The following is a 25,537-nucleotide window of genomic DNA, read 5'->3' as shown; positions in this document are numbered from 1 at the left end:
TCGTGCAGGCAATAGCATACGCAAAATGCTGCCCCGAGTAAAGTGACCGATTTGTAATTTTAAGCGTAATGTTTGTAAAAAAAGCCTGCCTAAACAGACAGGCTTTTTCTGAGGCCCTGCAGATGGGTTATGTTAGGCCAGTTGGTTCACGTACTTTTCCAGCTTGCGCTTGTAGTTTGCGGCTTTGTTTTTGTGTATAATGCCCTTAACCACGAGACGATCCAGCAGGCTTTTGGTCTGGTTGAGTAGAGGCAGGGCTTCGTCGCGCGACCGGGCTGCCCGTACTTTTTTAATCATGGTGCGCATCCAGCTCCGGTAGTATCGATTGCGAGCCCGCCGCTTGGCATTCTGACGGATGCGCTTGATTGCCGACTTATGGTGTGCCATGAGTCTTCGGTCAGGTTCAATAGCGGGACTGTTGCAGGAAAATCAATCCGGTTGCAAGCGCGATAAAACGGCCTAGCTTTTGGTTTGTTGCAGGCAGGTTTCGAAAAAACCTAAAACCTGAATCATGTGGGCTTTCTTGCGGAAGTTATTGGGGCACTGGGATGAGGAGGTCGTGGTGCTTGTTGTAGAGGATGCCTATGCCGGCACGCCTGCCCCTTTCACGCTGCGTCCTGTGCACTTGCTGGCATTGCTGGGCGGCAGCGCCGTGCTGCTGGCCGTTTTGCTCGTGGCGCTGGTGCTTCTGACGCCGCTTCGGGAGTTGTTTCCGGGGGTGGCGACAGAGGAGATGCGGCAGCGGGCGCGGCTGAGTAGTTTGCGAGTAGCGGCGCTGGAGGATTCGCTGGCCGTGCAGCAGCAGTACATTGCGCGTTTGCGCCAGCTCATTCTGGGAGAGATCGTGCCGTCCGAGGAAGGGCGGGTGAGGCAGGAGTCGCCCGGTGAAACCGGAGTCATGTTGCCTGAAGCCACCCCTGTTTCAGAAAACTGGCAGGAGCATCAGCCCCCGGCGCTTCCCGTGATGGAACTGATTGCTCCGGCCACGCAGCGCGTGCAGCCCGCTGTGCTGCGCAGCGATCCGCTGTTGCAATTGCAGTTTCCCGTGTTGCCACCCGTAGCGGGCTTTATGACCCGGGGGTTTGATGCGCGGAGCGGGCACTATGGCATTGATCTCGCGGTGGAAGCGGGCACGGTGGTACGGTCCATTGGGAGCGGTTACGTGATTTTTGCCGATTGGACGCAGGCGGGAGGTTTTGTCATTATTGTGCAGCATGCCGATGGCTACGTTTCGCTCTACAAGCACAATCAGCGCTTGCTCAAACAGGTAGGGGATCGAGTTCGGGACCGGGAAGCTATTGCATTGAGCGGCAATACGGGCGAGATTACCACCGGTCCCCACCTGCACTTTGAGCTCTGGCGTCATGGACTGGCACAGGATCCGTTGAACTATTTTGTTATCCGGTAGACATCATGGCTCTCTTCAAAGGTAAAGCGAAGGAGGCAAACATGAGCCGCGCAACAGGAACGACGGCTCCCAACCAGTTGAATCTGGTGGGGGAAGGCACGGTTTTCGAAGGCACGCTTCGGACGCCTCACGACATCCGCATCAGTGGTCGGGTAATTGGTACCCTGCACGTGCAGGGAAAAGCCATTATCGCGGCAGAAGGTATTCTTGAAGGGGAGCTGTATGCCAGCAGCGCCGACATTGCCGGGCGGGTGCAGGGCGATCTGGTTATTGAGGAGACGTTGCTGCTCAAGGAAACGGCGCAGGTAGAAGGGCGCATTCAGACCGGACGCCTGGTGGTAGAGGCCGGTGCGGTTTTCGACGGCGAGTGCCGCATGGGGAAGGTTGACCGGGTTATTGAGACAAAAGCAACGCCTCCTACGGACAAGAAGGCGGCTGCGCCTGTCCGAGAAGCTGCCCGGGCGAAGAAAGCGGACGCCGAGCCGGCCGCTGGAACATGAAGGCGCGAAAAAAGTCCACCGGCGTCGGTGCTTCCATGCAAGAAGCGCTTCGGGCCCTGGGGCCTTATCTGGGACTGGGGCTTCAGTTGGCGTTGGGCATGGCGTTTTTTGTGCTGGGCGGATACGTGTTGGATCGCTGGTTGAGGACGTTGCCCTGGCTTACTCTGGTAGGTGCTGTGCTGGGGCTGGTGGCCGTTGTGGCCAAGCTCTGGCAGGTCAATGTACGGTTGCAACAGCAGAGGCGGCGGCGCCCGCGCGATACGTCTCACGGAAAATAAAACCGCTATTTATTCAGAATTCATTGCGTTGGGGCCAACAGGCGGGGTCTTTCGTTTTAGTTTTTGCGTTCCAGGCGCGCGTCGATCATCCCGGGTTATCGGCCGGGCGTCAGCATGGAAGACATCTGGATCAGTCTGATGGTGGGAGTGGGATTGGGGGGAGGATACACCGGCGTTGGACTCTGGGGCGTTCGCAGGGCGTGGCATTGGTCCATGTCGCGCTTTGTGCGGTGGGTCATTGGAGGCATGCTGGTGCGAATGATCGGCGCTCTGGTGGTGCTGGCTGTGTGCATCAAGGTGCTGGCGTTGCACACGGCAGCCCTAGTAGGGGGATTTGGCGGTGTGTTTGTGCTGGGATTGGTTCTGGAAATCTGGAGCTGGCATCGAACGGCTTTGCAACAAACGCATGGGTAACCGCACGCGCTTTTCGCACAGCAGATGGTACCGCACCGGGCTGTGGCTCGTAATTGCCTGGTGGAGTTTAGGGCCGCGGCCGCTCCTGGCTGCTGAAGGAGGTGAGGACAGTGCGCATATCAGTGAAGTGCTCATTCACCACACGGCCGATGGCTACTACGTAGCGCTGGAGCCTGTCGTTACGATTGAGCTTCCTCGGCTTTTTCTGGTGCGCACCGCCGAAGGATCGTGGGGACTGGACGTTTTTGGCAGCACGGCCTCGGCCTTGCGTTCTGGGCGCTACGTTGCCGACTATGAGGGGCATCGTTATGCATCGCCTGCTGAACTGGAAGAACTGATCGCTGCGCATCAACATCTCTACGCTAAGCTCTCCCCTCGGGAGGGAGAGTTGGTGCTGGATCTGTCCATCACGCGCCATTACGTCTTTGGACTGATCGCTGCTTTGCTGGTGCTGGCCTTTTTCATTCCGGTAGCGCGGCGCTATCGGCAGGGTATTGGCCGCACCACAGCTCCCCGAGGCCTCTGGCAAAATCTGGCGGAGGTGTTTATTGTCTTTGTGCGGGATGAAATTGCTCGCCCCAACATCGGAAAGAAGGCTGACCGATTTTTGCCATATCTGCTGACAGCTTTCTTTTTCATCCTGTTCAGCAATCTGCTCGGACTGGTGCCTAATCTGGGCGCAGCTACCTCTAATCTGGCGGTAACTGGAGTGCTGGCCCTGTTTACCTTTGTGATTGGCACCATTTACGCCTCCAAGGATCACTGGAAGCACATTTTCTGGCCGCCGGGCGTGCCGGTCTTTGTGAAGCCCATCCTGATACCCGTAGAGCTGATGGGGCTCTTTACGCGGCATGCGGCGCTGGCCATTCGTTTGTTTGCGAATATGTCGGCCGGTACGCTGGTGATTTTGAGCTTGATCGGGTTGATATTTATGATCAACGCGTTTTTCGGAGCGTTGGCTGCCTGGTTGACGGTGCTCCCCAGCGTGCTGCTGACCCTGTTTATCTCGGTAATTAAGCTCCTGGTAGCTTTTATTCAGGCATACGTCTTTACCCTGCTGTCGGCGTTGTTTATTGGCATGTCGGTAGCGGAGCATGAGCATGATCATGAGGCTCATGAACCGGAAGAGGAGCCGGCAACGGCCTCGGTGGTGCATGCCGTGCCGACAGCAGCGCAATCTACTGGTACATGACCGTAATCAACCCCTGTATTGTTAAACCCTTAAGTAAAAACAAAATACACAAAGCGCTATGGAACCAACTGCTCTGGCATTCCTTGCCGCCGGTATTGGGGCGGGTATTGTGGCCATTGGAGCTGGCGTGGGCATCGGGCGACTGGCTGCTTCGGCCATGGAGGGCTCGGCCCGCCAGCCTGAAGCCTCCGGGGATATCCGGACCTCGATGATTATTGCGGCTGCCCTGATCGAGGGAGTGGCGCTGTTCGGTCTGGTGATCTGCATCCTGCTGGCCCTCAAGTAAGGGGTTCGACAGGGGAGCCTTTTTCGGGCTGCCCCTGGAGAGGCAACGGAGCATTGCCTCTCCAGGGGTATGACTTGCGTGCCTGTGGGATAAAGATTTCAGGGAGACATGTATTGGATTCTGGCAGCCAATCTGGTTTCAGTAGAACCAGGCCTGATTGTCTGGAAGAGCCTGACGTTTTTGCTGCTGCTCTTCCTGCTCTATAAGTTTGCGTGGAAGCCGATCCTGCAAGCGTTGCAGGAACGGGAGGAAAGCATTGATGCGTCTCTGCGGCGGGCAGAGCGCGCGCTGGCAGAGGCCCGGCAGATTCAGGCAGAAAATGAGCGGATTCGTCGGGAAGCGGAGCAGGAAGCGCAGCGCATATTGCGTGAGGCGCGCGAAGAGGCCGAGCGGCTGCGACAGGAACAGTTGCAGCAGACCCGTGAGCAGATTCAGCAAATGCAGGCGCAGGCTCGGGCCGAGATTGAACGCGAGAAGCAAGGAGCGCTTGACGAGTTGCGGGCCGTGGTCGCCGACCTGGCCATTCAGGCCGCCGAAAAGATCCTGCGGGAAAGTCTGGATGCCGAGCGGCAGCGGCGTCTGGTGGCGCGCTTCCTGGAGTCGCTTCCGGCCAACAAAAACTGAAGCGTCATGCAGGGAATCAGCCATCCGGTAGCCCGACGATATGCCCGGGCCCTGTTTGAGGAAGCACGGGCGCGCGGCCAGGCGGAAGCAATCGACGCCGATGTGGCCGTCCTGCACGAAAGCTTCACCACCTCGCGAGAGCTGGCCCGGGTGTTTGAAAGTCCTGTGATTCCACGGGAGAAGAAAAAAAAGATTATTGAGACGCTTTTTGCCGGGCGCCTGCAGCCGCTGACAGTCCGCTTTTTAGAGCTGCTGGTAGAAAAAGAGCGCGAGTCGCTGCTGCCGGCTGTTGTAGCCGCTTACCGGGCATTGCAGGACGAGGAACAGGGGATTATAGAAGCGCAGGTGCGGACCGCTTTTCCTCTGGACGAAGCCGGTGCGCAACCCCTGGTCGCCAAGCTGGAGCGGCTGACCGGAAAAAAGATTCGGCTGCGGTTGCAGCAGGATCCTTCTTTGATTGGCGGCGTGGTGGTTCGGGTAGGTGATACGGTCTATGACGGCAGCGTGCGTCAGCAACTGACAGCGCTCCGGGAACGCCTGCGGCGCAGCGTAACGTTGGGGAATGGCAGCAACCAATCGTGAGAACTCTATAGAGCCATGGCAACGGCAATTCGACCGGACGAAATTACAGAGGTGCTCCGACGGGAGTTGGGCGGCTTTGAGGCAGAAGCCGACGTGTATGAGGTGGGCACCGTATTGCAGGTGGGCGACGGCATCGCCCGCATTTATGGACTGCGCGGCGTCGGTGCCGGCGAGCTGATTGAGTTTCCGCGAAGCGGAGTCACGGGTATGGCGCTCAACCTAGAAGAGGATAACGTGGGCGTCGTGCTGTTCGGAGAGGTGGACCTGGTCAAAGAAGGCGATGAAGCGCGTCGGACGCGCCGCGTGGCTTCGATCCTGGTCTCTGAAGAGATGCTGGGCCGCGTGATTGACCCCCTGGGGAATCCTCTTGACGGGAAAGGGCCGATCGGAGGGGAGAAATACGAAATGCCCCTCGAACGCAAAGCGCCGGGGGTCATTTATCGCGAACCCGTACGGGAGCCCCTGCAGACGGGGATCAAAGCGATCGACTCGATGATTCCGATCGGTCGCGGCCAGCGTGAGCTGATCATTGGCGACCGCCAGACCGGTAAAACGGCTATTCTGGTCGATACCATTATCAATCAGAAATACACCCACCAGACAGACAAGCCGGTTTACTGCATTTATGTGGCCGTTGGCCAGAAGGCCTCGACCGTGGCGCAGGTTGTGCGGGCGCTTGAGGAGCACGGGGCGATGGAATACACGGTTGTGATAAATGCTCCGGCTTCAGCACCGGCGCCCATGCAGTTTATCGCGCCGTTTGCAGGAGCCTGCATTGGCGAATTCTTCCGGGATACGGGACGCCACGCGCTGGTCGTCTATGACGACCTCTCGAAGCAGGCTGTGGCTTATCGCGAAGTATCGCTGCTGCTGCGGCGTCCGCCCGGACGCGAAGCCTATCCGGGTGACATCTTCTACCTGCACAGCCGTCTGCTGGAACGGGCCGCCAAAATCATCAGCAACGATGAAGTGGCCCGCCAGATGAACAACCTGCCGCCTTCCATCAAACACCTGGTCAAGGGAGGAGGCTCGCTGACGGCGCTGCCCGTGATTGAGACGCAGGCGGGCGACGTGTCGGCCTACATTCCCACAAACGTGATCTCTATTACGGACGGCCAGATCTACCTGGAGTCCAACCTGTTCAATGCGGGCATTCGACCGGCCATTAACGTGGGAATCTCGGTAAGCCGCGTGGGCGGCAGCGCTCAGATTAAGGCGATGAAAAAGGTGGCCGGTACGCTCCGCATTGAGCTGGCGCAGTATCGTGAGCTGGAGGCTTTCGCCAAGTTCGGTTCGGACCTTGACCCGGCCACGCAGCGGCAACTCCGGCGCGGCGAGCGGCTCGTCGAAGTGCTCAAGCAGGGCCAGTATCAGCCCATGCCGGTCGAAGAGCAGATTGCAATCATCTACGTGGCCACGCAGGGATTGCTCGATCGGCTGCCCGTCGAGAAGGTGCGGCCCTTCGAACGGGAATTCCTGGAACGGCTGCGCCTGCGCCACGCCGATCAGTTGAAGGCGCTGGCTGAGACGGGGAACCTGACCGATGAGCTGGCTGAAATCTTCCGCAAAGAGGCGGAAACGCTCATCGAAGTGTACCTGAGCGGAGAAACGCAACCGGCCTGAGCAGCGCGCACGCCATGGCAAGTCTTCGGGACATTCGCAACCGGATTAACTCGGTTAAAAGCACGCAGCAGGTCACGCGCGCTATGAAGATGGTAGCGGCGGCCAAGCTGCGTCGAGCGCAGGAGCGGATCTTTCAGACGCGCCCCTACGCCTTCCAGTTGGCCGAGGTAATCAGCCACCTGCAGGGACACGTCGATCCCAGCACCCACCCGTTGTTTCAGCCCCGTGCCGAGCGACAGGCCGCCCTGCTGGTGGTCGTAACGGCCGATCGAGGACTGGCAGGGGCCTTTAATGCAAACATTATCAAGCTCACCGAGCAAACCATTGCGCAGGAGTTCGCCGCGCTCCAGCAGGCCGGGCGGCTTTACCTCTACTGCGTGGGACGGAAAGGCTACGACTACTTCCGCCGCCGCGACTACCAGATTGTGGCAAGCCGGCAAGGCTTTTTTGACCGGCTCACGTTCGAGGTAGCCCGCCAGATTTCCGAGGAGATCGTTGGTGGCTATCTGGAAAGACGGTGGGACGAGGTGCGCATCGTGTACAATGAATTCCGAAACACGATTGCGCAGAACCGAATCGTGGAGCCGTTTCTACCCATTCCGCCCGAGCGATTCCTGACGCCGATTATGGAGCGGGAGCTGGGCCGGCGGCCCCAGCTCAAGCCAGGCTATCAGGTGGATTACATTTTTGAGCCAAGCCCTCAGGAAATCCTGGAGGCGCTTGTGCCTCGTTACCTGAACTATCAGATCTGGCGCATTCTGCTGGAGTCGTACGCGTCGGAGCAGGGAGCGCGCATGGTGGCCATGGATAACGCCACCACCAACGCCGAAGAACTGCTGCGCCAGCTTCGGCTCAAGTACAACCGGGCCCGCCAGGATGCCATCACGAAGGAAATCCTGGAGATCACCAGCGGAGCTGAAGCTTTGGCAAAGGGCGGCGGTTGACATTGCAAAATCGGGCCGGGAACGTTATTTTTCGGTAGTCGTACAGCACGACTGCGCTGACACGGAGAGGTGGGTGAGCGGTCGAAACCGGCGGTTTGCTAAACCGCTGTACCGCCAAAAGCGGTACCGAGGGTTCGAATCCCTCCCTCTCCGCCATTGTTCTGTAAGAGAGCCGGTAGAGATCTACCGGCTCTCTTTTTTTGAGCAGCTTAACCCTTGAACTGGGATGTTCGTGATGGAGCTACTACCCGATGGCGCATGTATCAGAATGAGTGAATCAGATAAGTTTTTGATCCATGCAATCGGGGCATCAATTAATGTATTAGCAGTCCATCTTGTCTGGTTTGTAAAATGAAAGTATTTATCTTTTCTGGCGAAAAAATCGATAAGGAGGCTGAGGGAATCGCAGTTTGTGTGCATTATTACGTTCAGGGTTCATCCAATAAGAAGCCATACAATTGCATGGAACTGGAGCATCAAATGACGAAAAGAGAAGAAATAAAGCGTACAACTGTTTTGAAAATAGAGAATCATGGTTACATGTTTTGAGGGATAAATAGTCAACGTGGTAACTATATCTTGATTTTAAGAAGGCAGGCTCTCTTGCGAATGCGAGAGTCTGCCTTCTTTTATTTTGTACTGGCATCAAGCAGGTGCGCCGCTTAATTTAGGGCCAGATGCTTAACCGACCGCTGTGGCTATGCCGTTTCTGGCCGATCTGCACGTGCACTCAAAATATTCCCGGGCAACTAGCCGCGACCTTGATCTGGAGCATCTGGCCCTCTGGGCCTACCGGAAAGGCATCGCCGTGGTGGCCACCGGCGACTTTACCCATCCCGCCTGGATGGCCGAAATCCGCGAAAAGCTTGTGCCCGCTGAACCCGGCCTGTTTCGCCTGCGCGACGACCTGGATCGCGAAGCGCGCCGCCAGGCCGGCGTGCCGGTGACCTTCCCCGTTCGCTTCATGCTGGAGGTAGAAATCTCCACCATCTATAAGAAAGGAGAGCGCGTCCGAAAGGTACACCACCTTATCTATGTGCCTGACCTGGAAAAAGCGGAGCGGCTGCGGGAGGCGCTCGGACGCATCGGCAACCTGGCCGCGGACGGCCGGCCAATCCTTGGACTCGACTCGCGGGATCTGCTCGAGATCACGCTGGAAGCAGGTGAAGGCTGTTACCTGGTGCCCGCGCATATCTGGACGCCCTGGTTTTCGGTGCTGGGCTCGAAATCGGGCTTCAATTCCATTGAAGAATGCTACGGGGACCTGGCCGACCACATTTTTGCCGTCGAGACCGGATTGTCATCCGATCCGCCCATGAACTGGCGGCTCTCGGCGCTGGATCGCTATACGCTGGTGTCCAATTCGGATGCGCACTCGCCTGCCAAGCTGGGACGCGAAGCCTGTTTGTTTGATACGGCGCTGGACTATTTTGCGATCAAGCAGGCGCTGGAGACCGGGCAGGGCTATGGCGGAACGGTTGAGTTCTTCCCGGAGGAAGGGAAGTACCACCTGGACGGTCATCGGGCCTGTGGGGTACGCCTGGAGCCAGCCGAAACGCGGGCGCTGGGCGGCCGCTGTCCGGTCTGTGGCCGGTCCCTGACGGTCGGGGTGCTGCATCGCGTCGAAGAGCTGGCCGACCGTCCTGAAGGGACGCCTCCGGCGCGGCCTATGGCGTTCGAAAGCCTGATCCCCCTGGTAGAGGTGCTCGCAGAGATCGAAAACAAAGGGGCGGGCACAAAGGCGGTGCAGCAGCGCTATGAGCGGTTGCTTCGAACGTTCGGGCCGGAGCTGACCATTTTGCGCGAGGTTCCGCTTGAGGACTTGCAGCGCCGAGCGGGATCCCTGCTGGCCGAAGCCGTCCGGCGCATGCGGGCTGGCGAGGTCATTCGGGAAGCTGGCTACGATGGGGCCTATGGCGTCATTCGCCTGTTTACCGATGCGGAACGGGCGCAGGGCCAGGCTGTTGGTCTGCTGTTCGACCTGCCAGCGCCGGCGTCTCGGCAGCCAGAACGACCGAAGGTGGCGGAGCCGGTGCTCCCTTCAACCCCACCCAAGAGCAAGCCGACTTCGCCGTCTGTCCAGACAACGCCGACCAATGGGACCGGTGGACTGCTGATTGGCCTGGACGACGAGCAGCGCGCTGCAGCGACGCACACGGAGGGACCCGTGCTGGTGGTGGCCGGGCCTGGCACGGGTAAAACACGCACGCTTACCTATCGACTGGCCTATCTGGTACGCGAAAAAGGCGTCGATCCTGCACAATGTCTGGCCGTCACGTTCACGCGCCGGGCTGCCGATGAAATGCGCGGGCGCCTTAGCACCCTGCTGGGCAAAGCGGCCGAAAGCGTTACCGTAACCACCTTCCACGGGCTCGGACTGGAGCTGCTGCAAACGTACGGCGACCGACTGGGACTGCCGCAGCCCCTTCGCGTGGCGACCGAAGCCGAACAACGTGCCGCGCTCGAAGCCCAGGGCCTTTCGGCGACGCAGGCGCAGCGTATGCTGGCCCGTCTTTCCTACCGAAAACGTACAGGTCAGCCCGGCGACGAACGCCTGGAGCAGGTACTGGAGGGCTACGATCGCACCCTGCGCGAAATTGGCTGCGTGGACTATGATGATCTGATTCGATTGTCCGTCCAACTGCTGGAGAACCATCCGGACGTAGCAGCCGCCTGCCGCGCACGCTTTCGGTGGATTGCTGTGGATGAATTTCAGGACGTGGACGCTAACCAGTACCGGTTGCTTCGACTGCTGGCGCCGGAAACCGATGCGCGGCTGTTTGTTATCGGCGATCCCGATCAGGCGATCTACAGCTTCCGAGGAGGGGATGTGCACTGCTTCCTCCGGTTTGCTGACGATTATCCCGCTACGCAACGCGTGGTGCTCCGCCGAAATTATCGTTCTTCGCAGACAATCCTGGAGGCAGCCGCCCGTATGATGGCGCACGCGTCGCTTGTGCCTGATCGAGAGCTGGTGGCGGTGCGGCCCGGCGGTGCGCCTGTCGAAGTGGTTACCTGCCCGAGCGAGCGATCGGAGGCCATTTTCGTGGCGGAAACGATTGAACGGCTTATCGGAGGCACCTCGTTCTATGCGCTCGATAGCGCCCGGGCCGACGGCGAGGACCGCACGTACACTTTTGGAGATGTGGCCGTGCTGTACCGTACCGAAGCGCAGGCTGCCGAGTTGCAGGAAGTGCTAGGGCAGGCTGGCATTCCGTACCAGAAGCGGAGCCATCGGCTGTTGGCAGAACTGCCGGAAGTGGAGGCCTTGTTGGCTTATCTGGCCGAACACCCGGAAGGGACGCTAACGGAACGGTTGGCGCAGTGGGCCGCTTCAACCGCGCTTGAGCGGCAGGAGTTGTTGGGGGTGCTCCGCTCGCTGGCAGATCAGTGTGGGGATAACCTGGAGACCTTTCGCAACGAACTGACGCTTCGCAGTGAAGCCGATCTCTGGGATGCCCGAGCCGAGGGGGTGGCGCTGCTGACGCTGCACGCAGCCAAGGGACTGGAATTTCGCATTGTGTTTATTGTAGGATGCGAAGAAGGATTGTTGCCGCTGACCTACGACGGCCGCGTCGATCCGGCGCACGAAGCCGAGGAGCGGCGACTGTTTTTTGTGGGCATGACCCGAGCGCAGGAGCAGCTTTTTCTGACGCATGCGCAGCGTCGCCGTTGGATGGGACGCATGCGCACTCCCCGGCCTTCCCGATTTCTGGCTGATCTGCCGATGCACGTGGTCCGACAGAAAACTCACGCAGTACGTCGTGCTGCGGTAGGCGGGCGCCAGCTCGAATTGTTCTAATGCGACTGGTCAGGCGATAAGAAACGGGCGACGCAAGCGCTTAGTCTACTCCGAGCACTTTGTGGATCTGGACAGAGACGCGCCATTCAGGATGGGCGAGGGCCAGCTCGACGGCGCAGCGCTGCGCTTCGGCCAGGCGAGGGCCGTCTTCCGGCTGAAGCCAGAGCAACGGAATGCGACGGCCTCCCACGCGATGCGGGCGTGCCCGACGGGCGAAGCGGGCGTATTGTTCTGGACGGTAGTCGGGCACGATCAGCTTTAACTCATCAAAGTATTCCAGCGCAAGTCGGTCTTCGGGCAATTTGGGGCTGCACACAATCCAGTCAGGGGCTACGAGTTGTCCTGTTTCGGGATCGGTGCAGGCCTGGCGCAGGCTAACCGTTCCGTTTGTCTCAATGGCCACAAAGTAGCCGGCTGCCTGCAATGCGTGCATCAGGGAGGCATCCAGTTGGAGCAAAGGTTCCCCACCGGTCAGCACGCAGAAGCGGATCGGTCCGCCAACTTCCTGGAGGGCTGCTACCAGTTCGTCGGCGGTGTACGGGCGGCTTCCCGCTTTACGGAAGTCTGTGTCGCACCAGCGGGGGCAGTCGGCGCCGGTGCGTTGAGCGTCGCGTTCTCGGTCGCGTTCCTGTCCTGACCACAGGTTGCAGCCTACAAAGCGCACAAAGACGGCCGGGCGTCCGGCAAAAAAGCCTTCGCCCTGAAGGGTCTTCCAGATTGCTTTGACGCGGTAGGTAGGCATGGGTCAATCGAGCCAGCCGCGTGCTTTAGCTTCCTCATAGCCGCGAGCCCGGAGGATTGAAGCCGGGTTGTCGAGGCGGCCATAGCCCCACTCGTGGCGCTCGGAGCGGTTGCCGTGGTAGTCGGTGTGAGTCAGCTCAATGATCACGTCCAGAATACCCAGTTCACGAGCCAGGCGCCAGGTTTCAGCTTTGGTCAGGTGCATGAGGGGCGTGTGGATGCGGAGGGTTGTGTCGAGTGCGAGCGAAAGTGCCTTTTCCATGGCGTCGATAAAAGCGCGGCGGCAGTCGGGATAACCTGAATAGTCGGTCTGGCACATACCCCCGACCAGGTCATGAATGCCACGTGTGAAGCCGTAACTGGCTGCCAGCGTCAGGAACAGGGCGTTACGGCCGGGCACGAACGAAGCAGGCAGGTGAGGGGCCAGCGGATGGGCTGCCGAGACGTCCTGATCGTGCTCAGTCAGGGCGCTGCCGCGCAACAGGCCGCGCAGGTCCAGTACGGTGAATGGAACCCCGGCCTGCTCTGCAATTTTCTGGGCTTGCTGCAGCTCAATGGCGTGCCGCTGACCGTAGTGGAAGCCAATAGCTTCGACGCGGGAGAAGTAGTGAAGGGCCCAGTAGAGGCAGGTGGTGGAGTCCTGCCCGCCTGAGAGCAATACCAGGGCCGTGTCGCCCTGCTCAGTGGGTTTCAGCGTGGGTAGCAGGTTGGGGACGGACATCGGACACCAGTGCACATTCGGTTTCTGCAAACGACGTTTCGGTTTCGGCCAGACGCACCCATAGCCGCCGGACACCTCGCGCCCGCAGCCACTCGCCGGCTTCACGGATCAGATAGTCGGCCACATAGGTGCAGAGGTTCTCAGCGGTTGAGTCAAAAGGTAGGACGACGTAGCGTGATCCCAGCACGTCTAAAGCTTCCTGAAGGGCTGTGTCGTCCGAGGCTACCAGGGTAGCATGATCCCAGCTTTCTATCAGCGGATTAAGCAGGCGTTTTAGATCCTGGAAGTCCACCAGGATGCCTCGGGCATCGGGCGTGCCTTCAAGCCCGACGGTCAGCCGGTACGAATGACCATGCAAGTGGCGACAGGCGCCCGGATGCCAGGGGAGTCGGTGCGCGGCCTCAAACCGAAACTGCTTGGCAATTTTCATGGGACGCTCCACTTTTTTAAGCACTTGCACGCCATACAACGCACGACGGCGCCGGGGGTGTCGGCTCCGGGAAAATTTGAACCATTGGTGTACCGGGGCGTTTGGCAGCGAGGTGGGTCAAGCAACCAACCGCGGCAATGACCGAGCAAGAACGTCAGCGGCTGGCCGAAAAACTGGCGGCGCTTCGCGAAGAAGCCCTGGCGCACACCGAACAGGCGCTGACCTACATGGCACGCTTTGGCATTCGGCCAGAAGGACGCATTCAGCCATTTTTGCCGCCGGAGTCTCGCCAGCAACATATTGACCGGCTCCCTTATGAGCACAGGGTGCGCCAGGTCGTCGTCTATGAAACTGAGCCCGGCGAGTTTTCAGCGGTCTGTCCTTTTTCGGGATTACCGGACTATGGCGTGCTGCGCATTGAGTACGTGCCCGGTAGCTGGATTCTGGAACTCAAAAGTCTCAAGTACTACCTGGTATCCTGGCGGAATATTGGAGCAGCTCAGGAAGATCTAACGGCGATCATTTATCAGGACTTGATGCGTCATCTGGAGGATCCGGAGTACCTGCGGGTAACCACAGTGTACAACGTGCGGGGAGGTATTCGAACAACCTGTACGATTGATAGTCGTGAGCAGGGCCGTTAACCGACCGGTACGGCTTTTTCAATGGCAGTGCGCAGGCGGCGGTATTCGCGCTCAAGGGCCTGCAACTCTTCTTCGATTTCGCCTACCAGTTGCTGCTCGCGGTGCACGAATTTCTGGTAAGGGGCGAGCGTGGCCGACAGGCGTTCGAGCAGGCGATCCACTTCGCGCGTGAGTTGCTGCTCAAGCGCGGTGCGCAGTTCCGTGCGGAGCTGTTCCAGACGGTCGCAAAACTCGCGCAGCGCTCGGCGCTTCTGTAGCGGGAGTACGACGAAGCCGACCACTGCCAGGGCGCCGGCCGCTACCAGACCGCCCGTTACGTCCAGACCGGCCGCGGTGATCAGCATGGTAACCAGCGCGCCCAGCCCGGCCAGGGCTTCGGTCCCCAGGAAGAGAGCAACCGCGTCGCGCGTATTTTCCAGGATGCGGCGGGCCTCCTCCCGTAGGTCGTACGTTTCAAGCTGGCGAGTCGCCTGGCGGACCACGGCTTCAAAAAGCTGGCGGCGGTCGTACAGAAGCTCAGCCTGGACCTGCGGAGAACGGCGCCGCACGACCTGCTCGACGCGCTCGGTGAATTCATTTAACGTCTGGTTCCAGAGCTGCAGGCCCTGCTGAAGCAGCCGATCGACGGCTTCGGCCAGGATCGCTTCGAGCTGGTGGTCCAGGTCACGAACCACCTGGCGGGCAAACTCCTCCTTGAAGCGGTCCCGGTCGCGCAGAAGGCCCAGCCGACCGATGCGGATGGTATCTCGCAGGAACTGCAGGCCACGCCGCTCGACCTGGAGCAGTTGGTTGTCGATTTCGGAGAGGTAAGGGCGCACTGTTGCTATCAGTTCGGCCCGTACTTCTTGCAGCCGGGCTTCCAGACGTTCCAGATTGGCGCGGTCCTGTTCCAGCAGGCGACGGCGCTCCGTCAGGTGAGCGCGCAGGCGCTCAAGCAGGCGTTCGGTAACGTCAAGCGGAGCGGTCAGTTTGAGCCGAAGGCGTTCGGGACCGGCCAGGCGCTTCACCAGAAATTGCTCGAAGGCATCAAAGCCGCTGGTCTTCCAGCACTGGTCACGCTGCGCCGGGTCGTCGGTCGTGCGGGCTTTGAAGGCACGGGCTGCGCTGATCGGAAAAATTTCTGGTTCAAAGCCCATAAGCTCCTGGCATCCTGTCCGGATGTGGGCAAGCACCTGTTCCAGATCGGTTTCGCTCTGGGCCAGATCCGCCTTATTCAGGACAAAGACCAGACGCTTTCCCCAGGTGTCGCGAATGTAGGAGAGGAACTGCCGTTCACTTTCGGCCAGCGGGCGGTCGAACGAGGTCACGAACAGGACCAGATCGGCACGTGGGATGAAATGCTCCGTTAGTTCCTGATGGCGCCGGATGATAGAATTGGTTCCGGGCGTATCTACCAGCACCAGGTGGCGCAGCCGTTCCGAGGGATGATAGCGCTCCACCAGGTATTCCGAGCGGGGACGTTCCATAGGTGTTTCGCCATGGCGCAGCAGAGTGATCTTCGCAGTGGTCGGGATGGGACCTTCTTCGAGCAGTTTTTCGCCAAAAAGCGCGTTGAGCACGGTCGATTTGCCCGCGTTGAATTCGCCCACAACGACTACGACGAACAGCGCGTCAAGCGCTTCGATGACCTCGGAGAGTCGCTCGCGCAGCGACTCGTCGGCGCCGGTTCGGGCCAGCACACCGTGCAGGCGGGCCAGCAAATTGCGCTCGGCCTCAAGCAGCGCTTCGTGTTCGGCCGTCAGGAGGGCGTCCATGGGTAGAGAGGATGGTAGCCGGGACAGATAAGGTACAAAAAAGTCCGTAACTTGCGCTACGGGTTGTTGTCGTCCGGCAGGTAGCGTTGGAGTCGCTTTTTCAGGTTTTCGGCCAGATCACGTTGGCGCCAGCTTGCCAGGCGTTGGGCAATGACGCGTTCATAGCCCTGATTGGAGGGCTCATAGAAGTAGATGCCCTGCATGTGGTCGGGCAGATATTGCTGAGGGACGTAGTGTTCGCGGTAGGCGTGCGGATACCGGTAGCCCTGTCCGTGGCCGAGGCCCTGGCGGTCACGGCTGGCATCTTTCAGATGGGAGGGGACTTCGCCGGATTGTTCGCGCTCCACATAGGACAGGGCGTTAAAGTAAGCCATGGTGGAATTGCTTTTGGGCGCGGTAGCCAGATACAGGCAGCATTCGGCCAGCAGGAACTGACCTTCCGGCATGCCCACATACTCGAAGGCCTGTGCAGCGGCTGCCGCCACCTGCAGGGCCTGAGGGTCGGCCAGGCCAATGTCTTCGGCAGCGAAGATGAGCATGCGGCGTAGGATAAAGCGCGGATCTTCGCCCGCGTAGATCATGCGCGCGAGCCAGTAGAGGGCGGCGTCGGGATCGGAGCCGCGCAGGCTTTTGATGAATGCGCTGATCGTGTCGAAGTGGGCCTCGCCCTCTTTGTCGTAGAGCACGGCGCGGCGTTGGATGGAGTCTTCGGCAACCTGAAGGGTGATGTGAATGCGGCCGTTAGCGTCTGGTGGGGTGGTCTCGACGGCCAGTTCCAGGGCATTAAGCAGGGAGCGAGCGTCGCCATTGGCCACATTGATCAGATGATTAAGCGCTTCCGGATCAAGAATCACGTTTCGGCCGCCGTAACCCCGTTCCGGGTCGGTGAGCGCCTGCTCAGCGATGCGGCGCAGGTGTTCAGGGGTTAGAGGCTTGAGCTCAAAGACTCGGGAGCGACTTACCAGCGGTTTAATGACCTCGAAGTAGGGATTCTCAGTGGTGGCTCCGATGAAGATGACCGTGCCACTTTCGACGTGCGGGAGCAGGGCATCCTGCTGGGCTTTGTTGAAGCGATGGACTTCGTCGATGAACAGGATGGTGCGTTGCTGATGGAGCCGCAACCGCTCCTGAGCTGCTTCGATGGCGCTGCGGATGTCTCTGACCCCGGCCAGCACCGCATTGAGGGCTGTGAAGTGCGCCTGCGTGGTGCGGGCGATGATGCGGGCCAGCGTCGTTTTGCCGGTGCCTGGAGGACCGTAAAAGATCAGCGACGAGAGGCGGTCGGCTTCGATGGCGCGGCGCAGCAGCTTGCCCGGTCCCAGGATATGCTCCTGGCCCACGAATTCGTCCAGCGTGCGAGGCCGCATGCGCTCGGCCAGGGGCGCCTGAGAGGCCAGAAATTGTTCCGCTGCCTGTTGAAAAAGGTCCGCCATCCCGTTCCCCACGCAGGTCTTCCCACGGGAACCCGTTTTAGCTTGGGGGAGATCCCGCGGGTGCAGGTTCGCCGGTTGGCGCGTCGGTGATGCAGCCGTGCGAGGCGTCCTGTACGGTCTGCACGTAGCGGTAGAGAACGCCCCGGCTGACCTTCAGGGGGGGCGGAGACCAGGTCGCTCGCCGCCGGGCCAGCTCTTCCTCGGAGACGTCCACCTGGATGAGACCGGCTTCGGCATCGATGGTGATGCGGTCACCATCACGAATCAGCGCAATCGGTCCCCCTTCCTGGGCTTCGGGCACGACGTGGCCAATAATGAAGCCGTGGCTGCCGCCGCTGAAGCGGCCATCGGTGATGAGCGCGACATCCTGGCCCAGACCGGCTCCCATCAGCGCCGAGGTGGGCGTGAGCATTTCCGGCATGCCCGGGCCGCCCCGGGGACCTTCGTAGCGAATAACAATCACATCGCCGCGCTGAATGCGCCCTGCTTCCAGGCCTGCCAGCATGTCTTCTTCGGAGTCGAACACGCGGGCAGGGCCGCTGAAGCGCAGGCCTTCTTTGCCGGTGATCTTGGCGACGCAGCCTCCCGGAGCCAGATTCCCATAGAGGATATAGATGTGCGCGCTAGGTTTCAGCGGGTTGTCCCAGGGGCGAATGATGTCCTGATCATCGGGCAGATCGGGCACCTCGGCCAGGTTTTCTGCAAGCGTCTTGCCTGTTACAGTGAGCGCCTCCCCATGCAGTGCCCCATGCTTGAGCAGCAGCTTCATGACGGCTGGGACCCCGCCGATGCGGCACAGGTCTTCCATAACATAGCGGCCGCTGGGCTTCATATCGGCCAGCAGGGGCACGCGCCGGGCAATGCGCTGAAAGTCGTCGAGGCTGAGCGGCACGTCGAACGCATGCGCGATCGCCAGCAGGTGCAGCACGGCATTGGTGGAGCCGCCTAGCGCCATTACCACGGTAATGGCGTTTTCAAGGGAGGCGCGCGTGACAATGTCGCGCGGTTTGAGATCCTGTTCTAACAGTTGACGCATGACCTGGCCGGCGCGGCGGCATTCTGCGCGCTTGCGAGGATCTTCGGCCGGGAGGCTTGAGCTGAAGGGGAGAGCCAGGCCCATGGCTTCGATAGCGGCGGCCATCGTGTTGGCCGTGTACATGCCGCCACAGGCCCCCGGGCCCGGACAGGCGTGGCGGATAATGGCGCGGCGCTGCTCGTCGGAAATCTTACCGGCCAGGTATTCGCCATAGCTCTGGAAGGCGCTGACGACGTCAAGCTTCTGGCCGTTCAGGCAGCCGGGTCGAATGGTGCCGCCATAAATCATCAGCGCGGGACGGTTCAGGCGTCCCATCGCGATTACGCAGCCGGGCATGTTTTTGTCGCAGCCGGGCAGGGCGATCAGGCCATCGTACCACTGGGCGGCCATGACCGTCTCGATCGAGTCGGCGATCAGATCGCGAGAGGGAAGGCTGTAGGACATGCCCTCGGTACCCATCGAAATGCCATCGGAGACCCCGATTGTGTTGAAGCGAAAGCCAATCAGGCCAGCTTCCTGCACGCCGGCTTTGACCTCGGCAGCCAACTCCAGCAGGTGCATGTTGCAGGGATTCCCTTCGAACCACACCGAGGCAATGCCGATCTGGGGCTTGTCCAGGTCTTCTTCCTGCAGCCCGGTGGCCAGCAACATGGCCTGCGAGGCACCCTGCGACCGGGGCTGCGTAATGCGGCGGCTGTAGCGGTTGAGCGGCGGCATGGCGGAACCTGACGTTAGGTTGCGCGGACAAATAGCAACGGCTGCACACCCCGGCCCTGAAGAAGGGTTCCCACCCGATGAACCACAAATGATGCAAAAGCGCTTCCTTAGCATTGGTTTAGCCCTGCTGCTGGCGGGCCAGGCGCTGGCGCAGGAGCGACGCTTTACCATTTACCTGATCCATCATGGCTGGCATGCCGGTATAGCCTTCTGCCAGGCCGATCTGGAGGGAACCGACTGGCCTGAGGAGGTGCGGTTTCCCGCGCGGCGCTATGTGGAAGTGGGCTGGGGAGAGGCAGGCTACTATCCCGACCCCGATCCAGGAGCAGGAGATGCCCTGCGGGCTGCGCTCTGGCCTACTGCTGCCGTGCTGCATGTGGTGGCGTTTGACCATCCTCCGGCGCGCATCTTTTCGGGACCTGTGCGGCAGGTGGAGCTGGACAGCATGGCGTTTCGCAAGCTGGTAGCTTTTGTCGCGGGCTATTTCAAACGGGACGCCCAGGGAAAACTGCAGCCTGTTGCGCCTGCGCTGTATGGACAGGAAGGACAGTTTTACGCTGCCAGAGGACGCTATCACCTGCTGAACAACAGCAACCGATGGGTAGCCCGGGCGCTGCGCACCGCGGGTTTGCCGGTATGGCCTGCGCGCGTGCTAACGATCAAGGATCTGTGGGCCCAGATCGAACCGCTGAGTTCAATGGCAGAGAAAGCAGCCGCCTGTCCATTACCGATGCCGTGAGTGGCGAGCAGACCGATGTCTGAAACCAGGGGATTATACGGGAGCGCTGCATTGGAACGGTTGAATGAAGTTCGCACGCATACATGTTCAGGCTCTTCTTGACAGAGAATCGAATGGTACATACACTTTACTTTTACCAGAGGGCAGAAGGTTAACCGGTGATTGCGAAATGGTTGAATAGGGCAGCCGGAGGTCTGCTGCTAGGGGTCAGTCTGTTTGGAGGGGGTGGCTGCAGAGGGAGCCTGCCTGAAGCAGGACAGGGAGCACACTGGCATCCGGATCCGGCCCGTTTGCCGCCCCTGGAAGCGTTTGACTGGATTGCTACTCCGCAGGACAGCGATTCGGTCTTGCAGGCATGGGCTGCGCGGTTGCAGCAAGCCCATCTGAAATGGGAGGTGGGGACATGGATTGCGGAGGATCGCTATCGTATGTTTGGCAAGATATGGGATGTGGTGATTGATGGCACAGGACGGGTAGTGGTGCTGGACTTCGAGAACCAGGAGGTGCGCATCTATGACCAAGATGGGCGCTTTGTAACGCTGGTAGGCCGCCAGGGCGAAGGGCCTGGCGAGTATATCCAGGCAGGACATCTACTGGTGGGCGTAAACGACACCCTGTACGTCTACGACTATTCACGCGCTCTGTTTGTGGTGTACCGCCGCCAGGGATCCGGGTATGAATTTGTGCGCCTTCTGGATCTGCCAGTGGGCGCCTCTTTCTTAAACGACGGCTGCCTCCATGCAAACGGTCATCTGATCACGCAGCAGACCTCGCGCCTTCGAGAAGATCCGCTCTTTTTTGAAATCGATCTGTCCCCTACGGTTGTCAGGAGCTTCGGAAGACATCGACATTATGCCACTCGTGAGCAGGAAGGGTTTCTGCATAGTGAAATCTACCGAGCCTTTGTGGCCTGTGGCGAAGGGGTGGTCGCTTCCTATCTTTTCTTTCCGATTGTGGACTACTTTGTAGAGGATCAGCGATATAGCTTTTTCTTAGATGGAATATATCTACAGCCTTTTCTTCTAATCGACAATCGAATCGCTGAGTATTATAGGACCGATTCCTTTATTGAGGAATATGCATACACGGGGCAGGTGGATGATCTGATCGAGCCGGTTCTGCTAGAGGAGGACCTCTTGTTTTATACTTTCATTCGCTATGAAAGCGAAAGGGGACGTCTGATAAAAAAGTATCCGATGGCGTACTTGCTAGACCTGCGTCGTCGAAAGGCGATGCGGTTAAATCTGGAAACCTATCCTTTTGCCACCCTGGTGGCCGTGCGCGATTCTGTGCTGATTAGATTTCGCTGGGATCTGTTCCAGCAGGAAATCCCGCATATTGCCTATTACGTGTTGCCTGCGCAACCCCCGCGAAAGAGGGTTTCATGAGACAGCTGGCTACAGGACTGATGCTGATAGTAGGCCTGGTTGGCTGCCGTCCTTCGGCGCCGACCGAGGCACTCTACCCGATGCTGGATCGACTGCAGGGGCCGTTTGATTTTGTCCTCTCGTTGGAGGCAACGCGCCCGGCCTCTCCGGAGAACGGGGCCGTTGTGGAAGCGCTGGCGAAGGCAACCGTGCACCAGATGATCGGCGCTGCCGAGGGACAGGGACCGGAATACTTTCTGGGGCGGGTTGTTTACGCCACGTTCGATCCGAAAGGTCGGCTGGTGGTCGTCGATTGGGACAATGGAGAAGTGCGCTTCTTCGACCGCGCGGGCCGCTTTTTGTTTAAGGTGGGGCGAAAAGGGCTGGGGCCGGGAGAGTTTGACCAGCCTATCTATGTGGCGTTTGACAGCCGCGGCTGGTTGTACGTAATGGAGGAAGGACGCCCCCGTTTGCACCGCTATCGGCCGGAAGGGACGGGGTTTGTGCTGGACCAGACGTATAACCTGGGGCCCCAGTTGCAGGCTAGCCCGCTTGGATGGTGTCTGTTGGAGGATACCCTGTACGTGTACACCCAATCGGCCCAGTGGGAGAAGCAGCCGCTGTTTCGGGTATTGACGCTGGAGGGTAGGCCTGTGCGCTCCTTTGGCAGGCAGGACGTCTATTCGCCTGAGGCGCTTCCGGAGGGGTTCGGGGCTCTTATGCTGGAGGCCCAGTTGTACTGTGATCCATATGGTCCCGGGCTATTGCTGGTCTACCGAAATCTTCCGGTAGCGGTCTACTATAGCACGGATGGAACCCGGCGGTGGCGGGTGCGGATCGGCGAGGCGCCTCTGCTGGCCTACCGCCTTGTAGAGGGAGGTCGGTTGCAGCCGACGCTGCGCGACCGGGGGTATGTGCTGCGGAATGTCTGGCCCCTGCCGGACGGCAGGGTGCTCTTCCACCTGGTATATCAGGAACGTCGGTCTCGGCAACCGCTGGCCGCCAGGACGATCGCTTCCTATGCCTTCTGGCTGGATCCGGCACGGCAGCAGTGGTACGGTCAGGAAGTAACTTTTCCCTTTTTCCGTCTCTACACGTGGCAGGGAGCCTATGGGCTGGGGATCAGTCCAGCGTCCGAGCTCCCCCATGTTGCGGTGTTTCGTTTGCCAGAACCGATAAGTGGTTCGTAATGGGGCGATGCGAGCAGGTTTGCTCGTGCTCAGTGGCGTTTTGCTTGGGATTTCGGTGCCTCTCTATTATCAGCAGCTTCGCCCTGATCCCTGGCGGCTGCTCTGGTCCGGTGAAGAGCGGCAGGCGCTTCTGCTGGTATATATCGGTTCGCCTACCTGCGGCCCCTCGAATGATCCCGCGTTGCCTGCGTTGCTGGCAGCCATGCGCCGTCATCTTGAACGCGTGGCGGTGGAGCGGGGCATCGCCTTTCGCATGGTGGGGGTTGCTATTAGCCGCGACATTCGGCGTGGACTCCAGCATCTGGAAAAGATGGGAGCTTTCCATGAGGTGGCGGTGGGGGCCGCTGGCAGAATTTAGCCGTGCGATATGTGCAGGAGATCGCTCCAGGGCTGCAGGCGACCCCGCAGGTTGTGCTACTGATGCGGGAAGCTGATACCTACCACATGCTGCTTCGATGGGTAGGGGTAGCCAGGATGCAACGATGGGTGCGGGCCGGTATGCCCCTGCCCTATGGAGAAAGCTGAGCCTCTTGATGGGGCTGCGTTCACGTCGGAGCAGGCTGAGGGTAGGAGAAAGCCAGCAGGCGGAGCGCGTTAAACACAACGACCAGGGTAGACCCTTCGTGAAACATAACCGCCACCCCCAGTTGAAGTCCCAGCAAGGCAGCGGGAATCAAGAAAGCGACCATGCCGAGGCTAATCCACAGGTTTTGTTTGATGATACGGCGGGTTTGCAGGCTGAGGGCCCGAGCGAAGGGAAGTCCCTGCAGCGAATTAGCCATCAGGGCAATGTCAGCGGTTTCGAGGGCCAGATCAGAGCCAGCAGCACCCATGGCGATGCCCACGTCGGCCTGCGCCAGGGCAGGGGCGTCGTTGATGCCATCCCCAACCATTGCCACGGGAGGGGTTTCCGTTCGAAGTTGCCGAATGGCGGCTACCTTGTCTTCTGGGAGCAGGTTACCGCGCGCCTCGTCAAGGCCTATCTGATGGGCAATTGCCTGAGCTACGCGGTGGTTATCTCCCGAGATCAGGAGTATCCGTCGAATGCCCAGCCGGTGGAGCTCCTGCATGACCGCGGCAGCTTCAGGGCGCGGCTCATCTCGTAAGGCGACAATGCCCAGAAAGCAGGAGCCTCGGCGGATCAGCATGGTCGTTTTCCCTTCCTGCTCTAGGGCCTGCATGCGCTGCTGCAGGGGTTGTGGGACCGGGATCTGTTCGCGTTCGAACAGCCGTAAGTTGCCAATGTAGACGGGGTCTCCCTGGAGGCGCGCGCGGATGCCGTGGCCCGGGATCGTTTCCATATCGACAGGATCGGGCAGGCTGGTAAAAGAAGCCGTACGCTCGATATGCTGCACGACCGCTTCGGCCAGCGGATGATCCGACAGGCGTTCGACGGCGAGCAGGGTTTCCAGCAGGGTGTTACGAGAGGCACCTGGAGCAAGCCATATGTCGGTTACCTGTGGCTGTCCCCGGGTAAGGGTGCCGGTTTTGTCAAAGGCCATGGTGCGCACCAGGGCCAGCGTTTCTAGAGGAGCGCCTCCTTTGATCAGGACGCCCCGCTGGGCAGCGCGGGCCAGGCCGCTTAGAATGGCGCTGGGAGTTGAGATGGCGAGGGCGCAGGGGCTGGCAGCCACCAGCACCGCCATGGCTCGATAGAAAGCAGTTTCAAAGGGCCATCCGAGCAGCAGCGTTCCTCCGAATAGCACCAGTAGGTCGAAGAGCAACACGGCCGGTACGAAGAATCGCTCGAAGCGCTCGGTAAAGCGCTGGGTAGGAGACTTGCGTGCTTCGGCCTCCATGACCAGTTGGACCAGCCGAGAGATGGTGGAATCTTTGCTTTCCCGGGCGACCAGAAGGGTCAGGGTGCCATTACCGTTAAGGGTGCCTGCAAAGACCCGGTAAGTATCTGAAAGGCGTTCCCATTGCAAGAGGGCGTCCTGGGCCTGTGGATGCGGCATTTTGTCGACCGGGATGCTTTCGCCCGTAACAGGGGCCTGGTTGACGCTGCTCTGACCTTCGATCACAATACCGTCCACTGGGATGCGTTCACCCGGGCGTACTACGACGATATCGCCGGTCTGCAGGGATTCGACAGGGACCTCTTGCAGCGTGCCATTTGTTTTGCGCAGGGCGGTGCGCGGCATCAGTTCGCCGAGCGAGCGGATGGCGCGTTGCGCGCGCCCCATGGCATAATGTTCGAGCGCGTGTCCGAGGCTGAACAGAAACAGCAGAAAGGCCCCTTCGGCCCAGTGCCCCAGCAATGCAGCGCCGACTGCTGCCGCTACCATCAAAAAGTCAATGTTTAGCTGGCGTTGCTTCAGACTTTCCCAGGTTTCTCGCAGGGTATAGTATCCCCCGAAGAAGTAGGCAAGCAGATAGCCCAGCCGGGGCACGAGTGCCGGAACATTCAACCACGTTTCGGCAACCCAACTACTTCCTAAGAAGAAGCCGCAGAGCAGCGCGTAGATCAATTCGGTGCGTTCGCCAAAGATGCCGGCGTGGACATGCTTTTCTTCTTCAGCGGCTGGTGGGGGAAAGGCCGGCAGAATGGTAAGCCCGAGTTGTTCTACCAGCGTGCGGACAGCCTCTTCTTGCCAGCGCCGGCGGTCATATTCGATGCGCACCACGCCGGCTGCGCTTACCTGGGCATCCAGGATCCCTTCCTCACGTAGGAGACGACGCTCCAGCCGCCGGGCATGACGTACGCTCCGGATGCCTGAGACCGGAAGGACCAGGTGACCGTATTGCTCGGTAAGGGCGGCCCCTTCCTGGCGCACCCAGCGTTCGATTTCGTCCAGGCTCACCTGTTCTGGATCGTAATGGACGCACAGGCAGGCTGGCGTGCCGTTGCGGGGAGGAACGACATGGACGCGCTCAATGCCCTGCCGGGTGGCCAGCGAGGCTTGCAGGCGTTCAACGCAGGGATCCCGCTCATCCGGAATGTCGGGAAGGATGACGGGCAGCTCTACGCGCACGCGGGTCATAAGGCGCAGCTTATCTTGACGTTCTTGAGTTTTATGCGCACAGGGTAAGACATACCAGAATAAGGGGCAAGATTATTTTGACTTGTTGCAAATTTTTAAATCCCATCTTACTGGCTGGTTTTGCAGTC

25 protein-coding genes and 1 tRNA gene are annotated in these 25,537 nt (G+C 59.9%); 18 read left to right on the top strand and 8 right to left on the bottom strand.

The features are described 5' to 3' along the window. Positions 1-132 precede the first annotated feature (132 nt). The gene (gene rpsT, locus BUA15_RS10640; protein ID WP_072715977.1) at positions 133-387 is read right to left on the bottom strand and encodes a 30S ribosomal protein S20; all 255 of its coding nucleotides are present in this window, start codon (positions 385-387) and stop codon (positions 133-135) included. Positions 388-511: 124 nt separating this feature from the next. Between rpsT and BUA15_RS10635 the strand changes: the two genes are divergently transcribed. From BUA15_RS10635 to BUA15_RS10575, 12 genes are all read left to right on the top strand, one after another. Further along, positions 512-1,408, top strand: coding sequence for a M23 family metallopeptidase (locus BUA15_RS10635; protein ID WP_072715976.1), 897 nt, complete (start codon positions 512-514; stop codon positions 1,406-1,408). A 41-nt stretch (positions 1,409-1,449) separates the two neighbouring features. Further along, positions 1,450-1,908 (top strand): bactofilin family protein, encoded by a 459-nt coding sequence (locus tag BUA15_RS10630; protein WP_072715975.1) that lies wholly within the window; start codon positions 1,450-1,452, stop codon positions 1,906-1,908. Further along, a complete protein-coding gene (locus BUA15_RS10625; RefSeq protein ID WP_072715974.1) occupies positions 1,905-2,186 on the top strand; it encodes an AtpZ/AtpI family protein in 282 nt (93 codons plus the stop codon). The genes BUA15_RS10630 and BUA15_RS10625 overlap by 4 nt, the downstream gene beginning before the upstream one ends. 114 nt (positions 2,187-2,300) lie before the next feature. Beyond that, on the top strand, positions 2,301-2,600 hold the full coding sequence (locus BUA15_RS10620) for a hypothetical protein (protein ID WP_072715973.1): 300 nt from the start codon (positions 2,301-2,303) through the stop codon (positions 2,598-2,600). Then, a complete protein-coding gene (gene atpB, locus BUA15_RS10615; protein WP_072715972.1) occupies positions 2,593-3,792 on the top strand; it encodes a F0F1 ATP synthase subunit A in 1,200 nt (399 codons plus the stop codon). Before BUA15_RS10620 ends, atpB begins: the two co-directional genes overlap by 8 nt. Positions 3,793-3,850: 58 nt before the next feature. Continuing rightward, positions 3,851-4,078, top strand: a complete 228-nt coding sequence (gene atpE / locus BUA15_RS10610) for an ATP synthase F0 subunit C (RefSeq protein ID WP_072715971.1) — start codon at positions 3,851-3,853, stop codon at positions 4,076-4,078. Between the two features lie 108 nt (positions 4,079-4,186). Then, complete coding sequence (gene atpF, locus BUA15_RS10605; RefSeq protein WP_072715970.1) at positions 4,187-4,702, top strand: F0F1 ATP synthase subunit B; 516 nt, start codon at positions 4,187-4,189, stop codon at positions 4,700-4,702. A gap of 6 nt (positions 4,703-4,708) precedes the next feature. Beyond that, complete coding sequence (gene atpH, locus BUA15_RS10600) at positions 4,709-5,284, top strand: ATP synthase F1 subunit delta (protein WP_072715969.1); 576 nt, start codon at positions 4,709-4,711, stop codon at positions 5,282-5,284. Between the two features lie 15 nt (positions 5,285-5,299). Continuing rightward, on the top strand, positions 5,300-6,907 hold the full coding sequence (gene atpA, locus BUA15_RS10595) for a F0F1 ATP synthase subunit alpha (RefSeq protein ID WP_072715968.1): 1,608 nt from the start codon (positions 5,300-5,302) through the stop codon (positions 6,905-6,907). 14 nt (positions 6,908-6,921) lie between these two features. Beyond that, positions 6,922-7,851, top strand: coding sequence for an ATP synthase F1 subunit gamma (gene atpG / locus BUA15_RS10590; RefSeq protein WP_072715967.1), 930 nt, complete (start codon positions 6,922-6,924; stop codon positions 7,849-7,851). Positions 7,852-7,914: 63 nt separating this feature from the next. After that, positions 7,915-8,007: transfer RNA gene (locus BUA15_RS10585), tRNA-Ser, on the top strand. A gap of 544 nt (positions 8,008-8,551) precedes the next feature. Beyond that, entirely contained in the window at positions 8,552-11,653 is a 3,102-nt protein-coding gene (locus BUA15_RS10575; RefSeq protein ID WP_072715965.1) for a UvrD-helicase domain-containing protein, read from the top strand. Positions 11,654-11,693: 40 nt separating this feature from the next. Here the strand turns inward: BUA15_RS10575 and BUA15_RS10570 are convergent, their stop codons facing one another. Genes BUA15_RS10570 through BUA15_RS10560 form a run of 3 tightly spaced genes read right to left on the bottom strand, consistent with a single transcriptional unit; the run spans position 11,694 to position 13,545 of the window. Further along, positions 11,694-12,395, bottom strand: a complete 702-nt coding sequence (locus BUA15_RS10570) for a 7-carboxy-7-deazaguanine synthase QueE (protein WP_072715964.1) — start codon at positions 12,393-12,395, stop codon at positions 11,694-11,696. A gap of 3 nt (positions 12,396-12,398) precedes the next feature. Next, positions 12,399-13,115: a 7-cyano-7-deazaguanine synthase QueC gene (gene queC, locus BUA15_RS10565; protein ID WP_072716050.1), complete on the bottom strand. Its 717-nt coding sequence runs from the start codon at positions 13,113-13,115 to the stop codon at positions 12,399-12,401. Then, positions 13,075-13,545 carry a 6-pyruvoyl trahydropterin synthase family protein gene (locus BUA15_RS10560; protein WP_072715963.1) on the bottom strand — a complete coding sequence of 157 codons (471 nt, stop codon included), beginning with the start codon at positions 13,543-13,545 and terminating at the stop codon, positions 13,075-13,077. The genes queC and BUA15_RS10560 overlap by 41 nt, the downstream gene beginning before the upstream one ends. Positions 13,546-13,682: 137 nt before the next feature. Between BUA15_RS10560 and queF the strand changes: the two genes are divergently transcribed. Then, on the top strand, positions 13,683-14,189 hold the full coding sequence (gene queF / locus BUA15_RS10555; RefSeq protein WP_072715962.1) for a preQ(1) synthase: 507 nt from the start codon (positions 13,683-13,685) through the stop codon (positions 14,187-14,189). Here queF and BUA15_RS10550 read toward each other — a convergent pair. Genes BUA15_RS10550 through ilvD form a run of 3 tightly spaced genes read right to left on the bottom strand, consistent with a single transcriptional unit; the run spans position 14,186 to position 19,129 of the window. After that, positions 14,186-15,943, bottom strand: a complete 1,758-nt coding sequence (locus tag BUA15_RS10550) for a dynamin family protein (protein WP_072715961.1) — start codon at positions 15,941-15,943, stop codon at positions 14,186-14,188. The two genes, queF and BUA15_RS10550, sit on opposite strands and share 4 nt — an antisense overlap. A 56-nt stretch (positions 15,944-15,999) precedes the next feature. Next, entirely contained in the window at positions 16,000-17,376 is a 1,377-nt protein-coding gene (locus BUA15_RS10545) for an AAA family ATPase (RefSeq protein ID WP_072715960.1), read from the bottom strand. 37 nt (positions 17,377-17,413) lie between these two features. Beyond that, positions 17,414-19,129: a dihydroxy-acid dehydratase gene (ilvD, locus tag BUA15_RS10540; RefSeq protein WP_072715959.1), complete on the bottom strand. Its 1,716-nt coding sequence runs from the start codon at positions 19,127-19,129 to the stop codon at positions 17,414-17,416. Between ilvD and BUA15_RS10535 the strand changes: the two genes are divergently transcribed. The 5 genes from BUA15_RS10535 (at position 19,128) to BUA15_RS13755 (ending at position 22,950) form a co-directional block, all read left to right on the top strand. Continuing rightward, the gene (locus tag BUA15_RS10535) at positions 19,128-19,868 is read left to right on the top strand and encodes a DUF2459 domain-containing protein (RefSeq protein ID WP_245772014.1); all 741 of its coding nucleotides are present in this window, start codon (positions 19,128-19,130) and stop codon (positions 19,866-19,868) included. The two genes, ilvD and BUA15_RS10535, sit on opposite strands and share 2 nt — an antisense overlap. 158 nt (positions 19,869-20,026) lie before the next feature. After that, positions 20,027-21,256 carry a 6-bladed beta-propeller gene (locus tag BUA15_RS10530; RefSeq protein WP_072715957.1) on the top strand — a complete coding sequence of 410 codons (1,230 nt, stop codon included), beginning with the start codon at positions 20,027-20,029 and terminating at the stop codon, positions 21,254-21,256. After that, the gene (locus tag BUA15_RS10525) at positions 21,253-22,425 is read left to right on the top strand and encodes a 6-bladed beta-propeller (RefSeq protein ID WP_072715956.1); all 1,173 of its coding nucleotides are present in this window, start codon (positions 21,253-21,255) and stop codon (positions 22,423-22,425) included. The genes BUA15_RS10530 and BUA15_RS10525 overlap by 4 nt, the downstream gene beginning before the upstream one ends. 7 nt (positions 22,426-22,432) lie before the next feature. Next, entirely contained in the window at positions 22,433-22,783 is a 351-nt protein-coding gene (locus BUA15_RS10520; protein ID WP_072715955.1) for a hypothetical protein, read from the top strand. A 2-nt stretch (positions 22,784-22,785) separates the two neighbouring features. After that, positions 22,786-22,950 (top strand): hypothetical protein, encoded by a 165-nt coding sequence (locus BUA15_RS13755; RefSeq protein WP_178139413.1) that lies wholly within the window; start codon positions 22,786-22,788, stop codon positions 22,948-22,950. Positions 22,951-22,970: 20 nt separating this feature from the next. Here the strand turns inward: BUA15_RS13755 and BUA15_RS10515 are convergent, their stop codons facing one another. After that, positions 22,971-25,409, bottom strand: a complete 2,439-nt coding sequence (locus BUA15_RS10515; protein WP_072715954.1) for a heavy metal translocating P-type ATPase — start codon at positions 25,407-25,409, stop codon at positions 22,971-22,973. Positions 25,410-25,537: the final 128 nt, after the last annotated feature.

The organism is Rhodothermus profundi (assembly GCF_900142415.1).
Taxonomy (GTDB): Bacteria; Bacteroidota; Rhodothermia; order Rhodothermales; family Rhodothermaceae; genus Rhodothermus; species Rhodothermus profundi.
The sequence above is the reverse complement of the archived record's forward strand: the minus strand, read 5'-3'. Positions and strand labels throughout refer to the sequence as shown.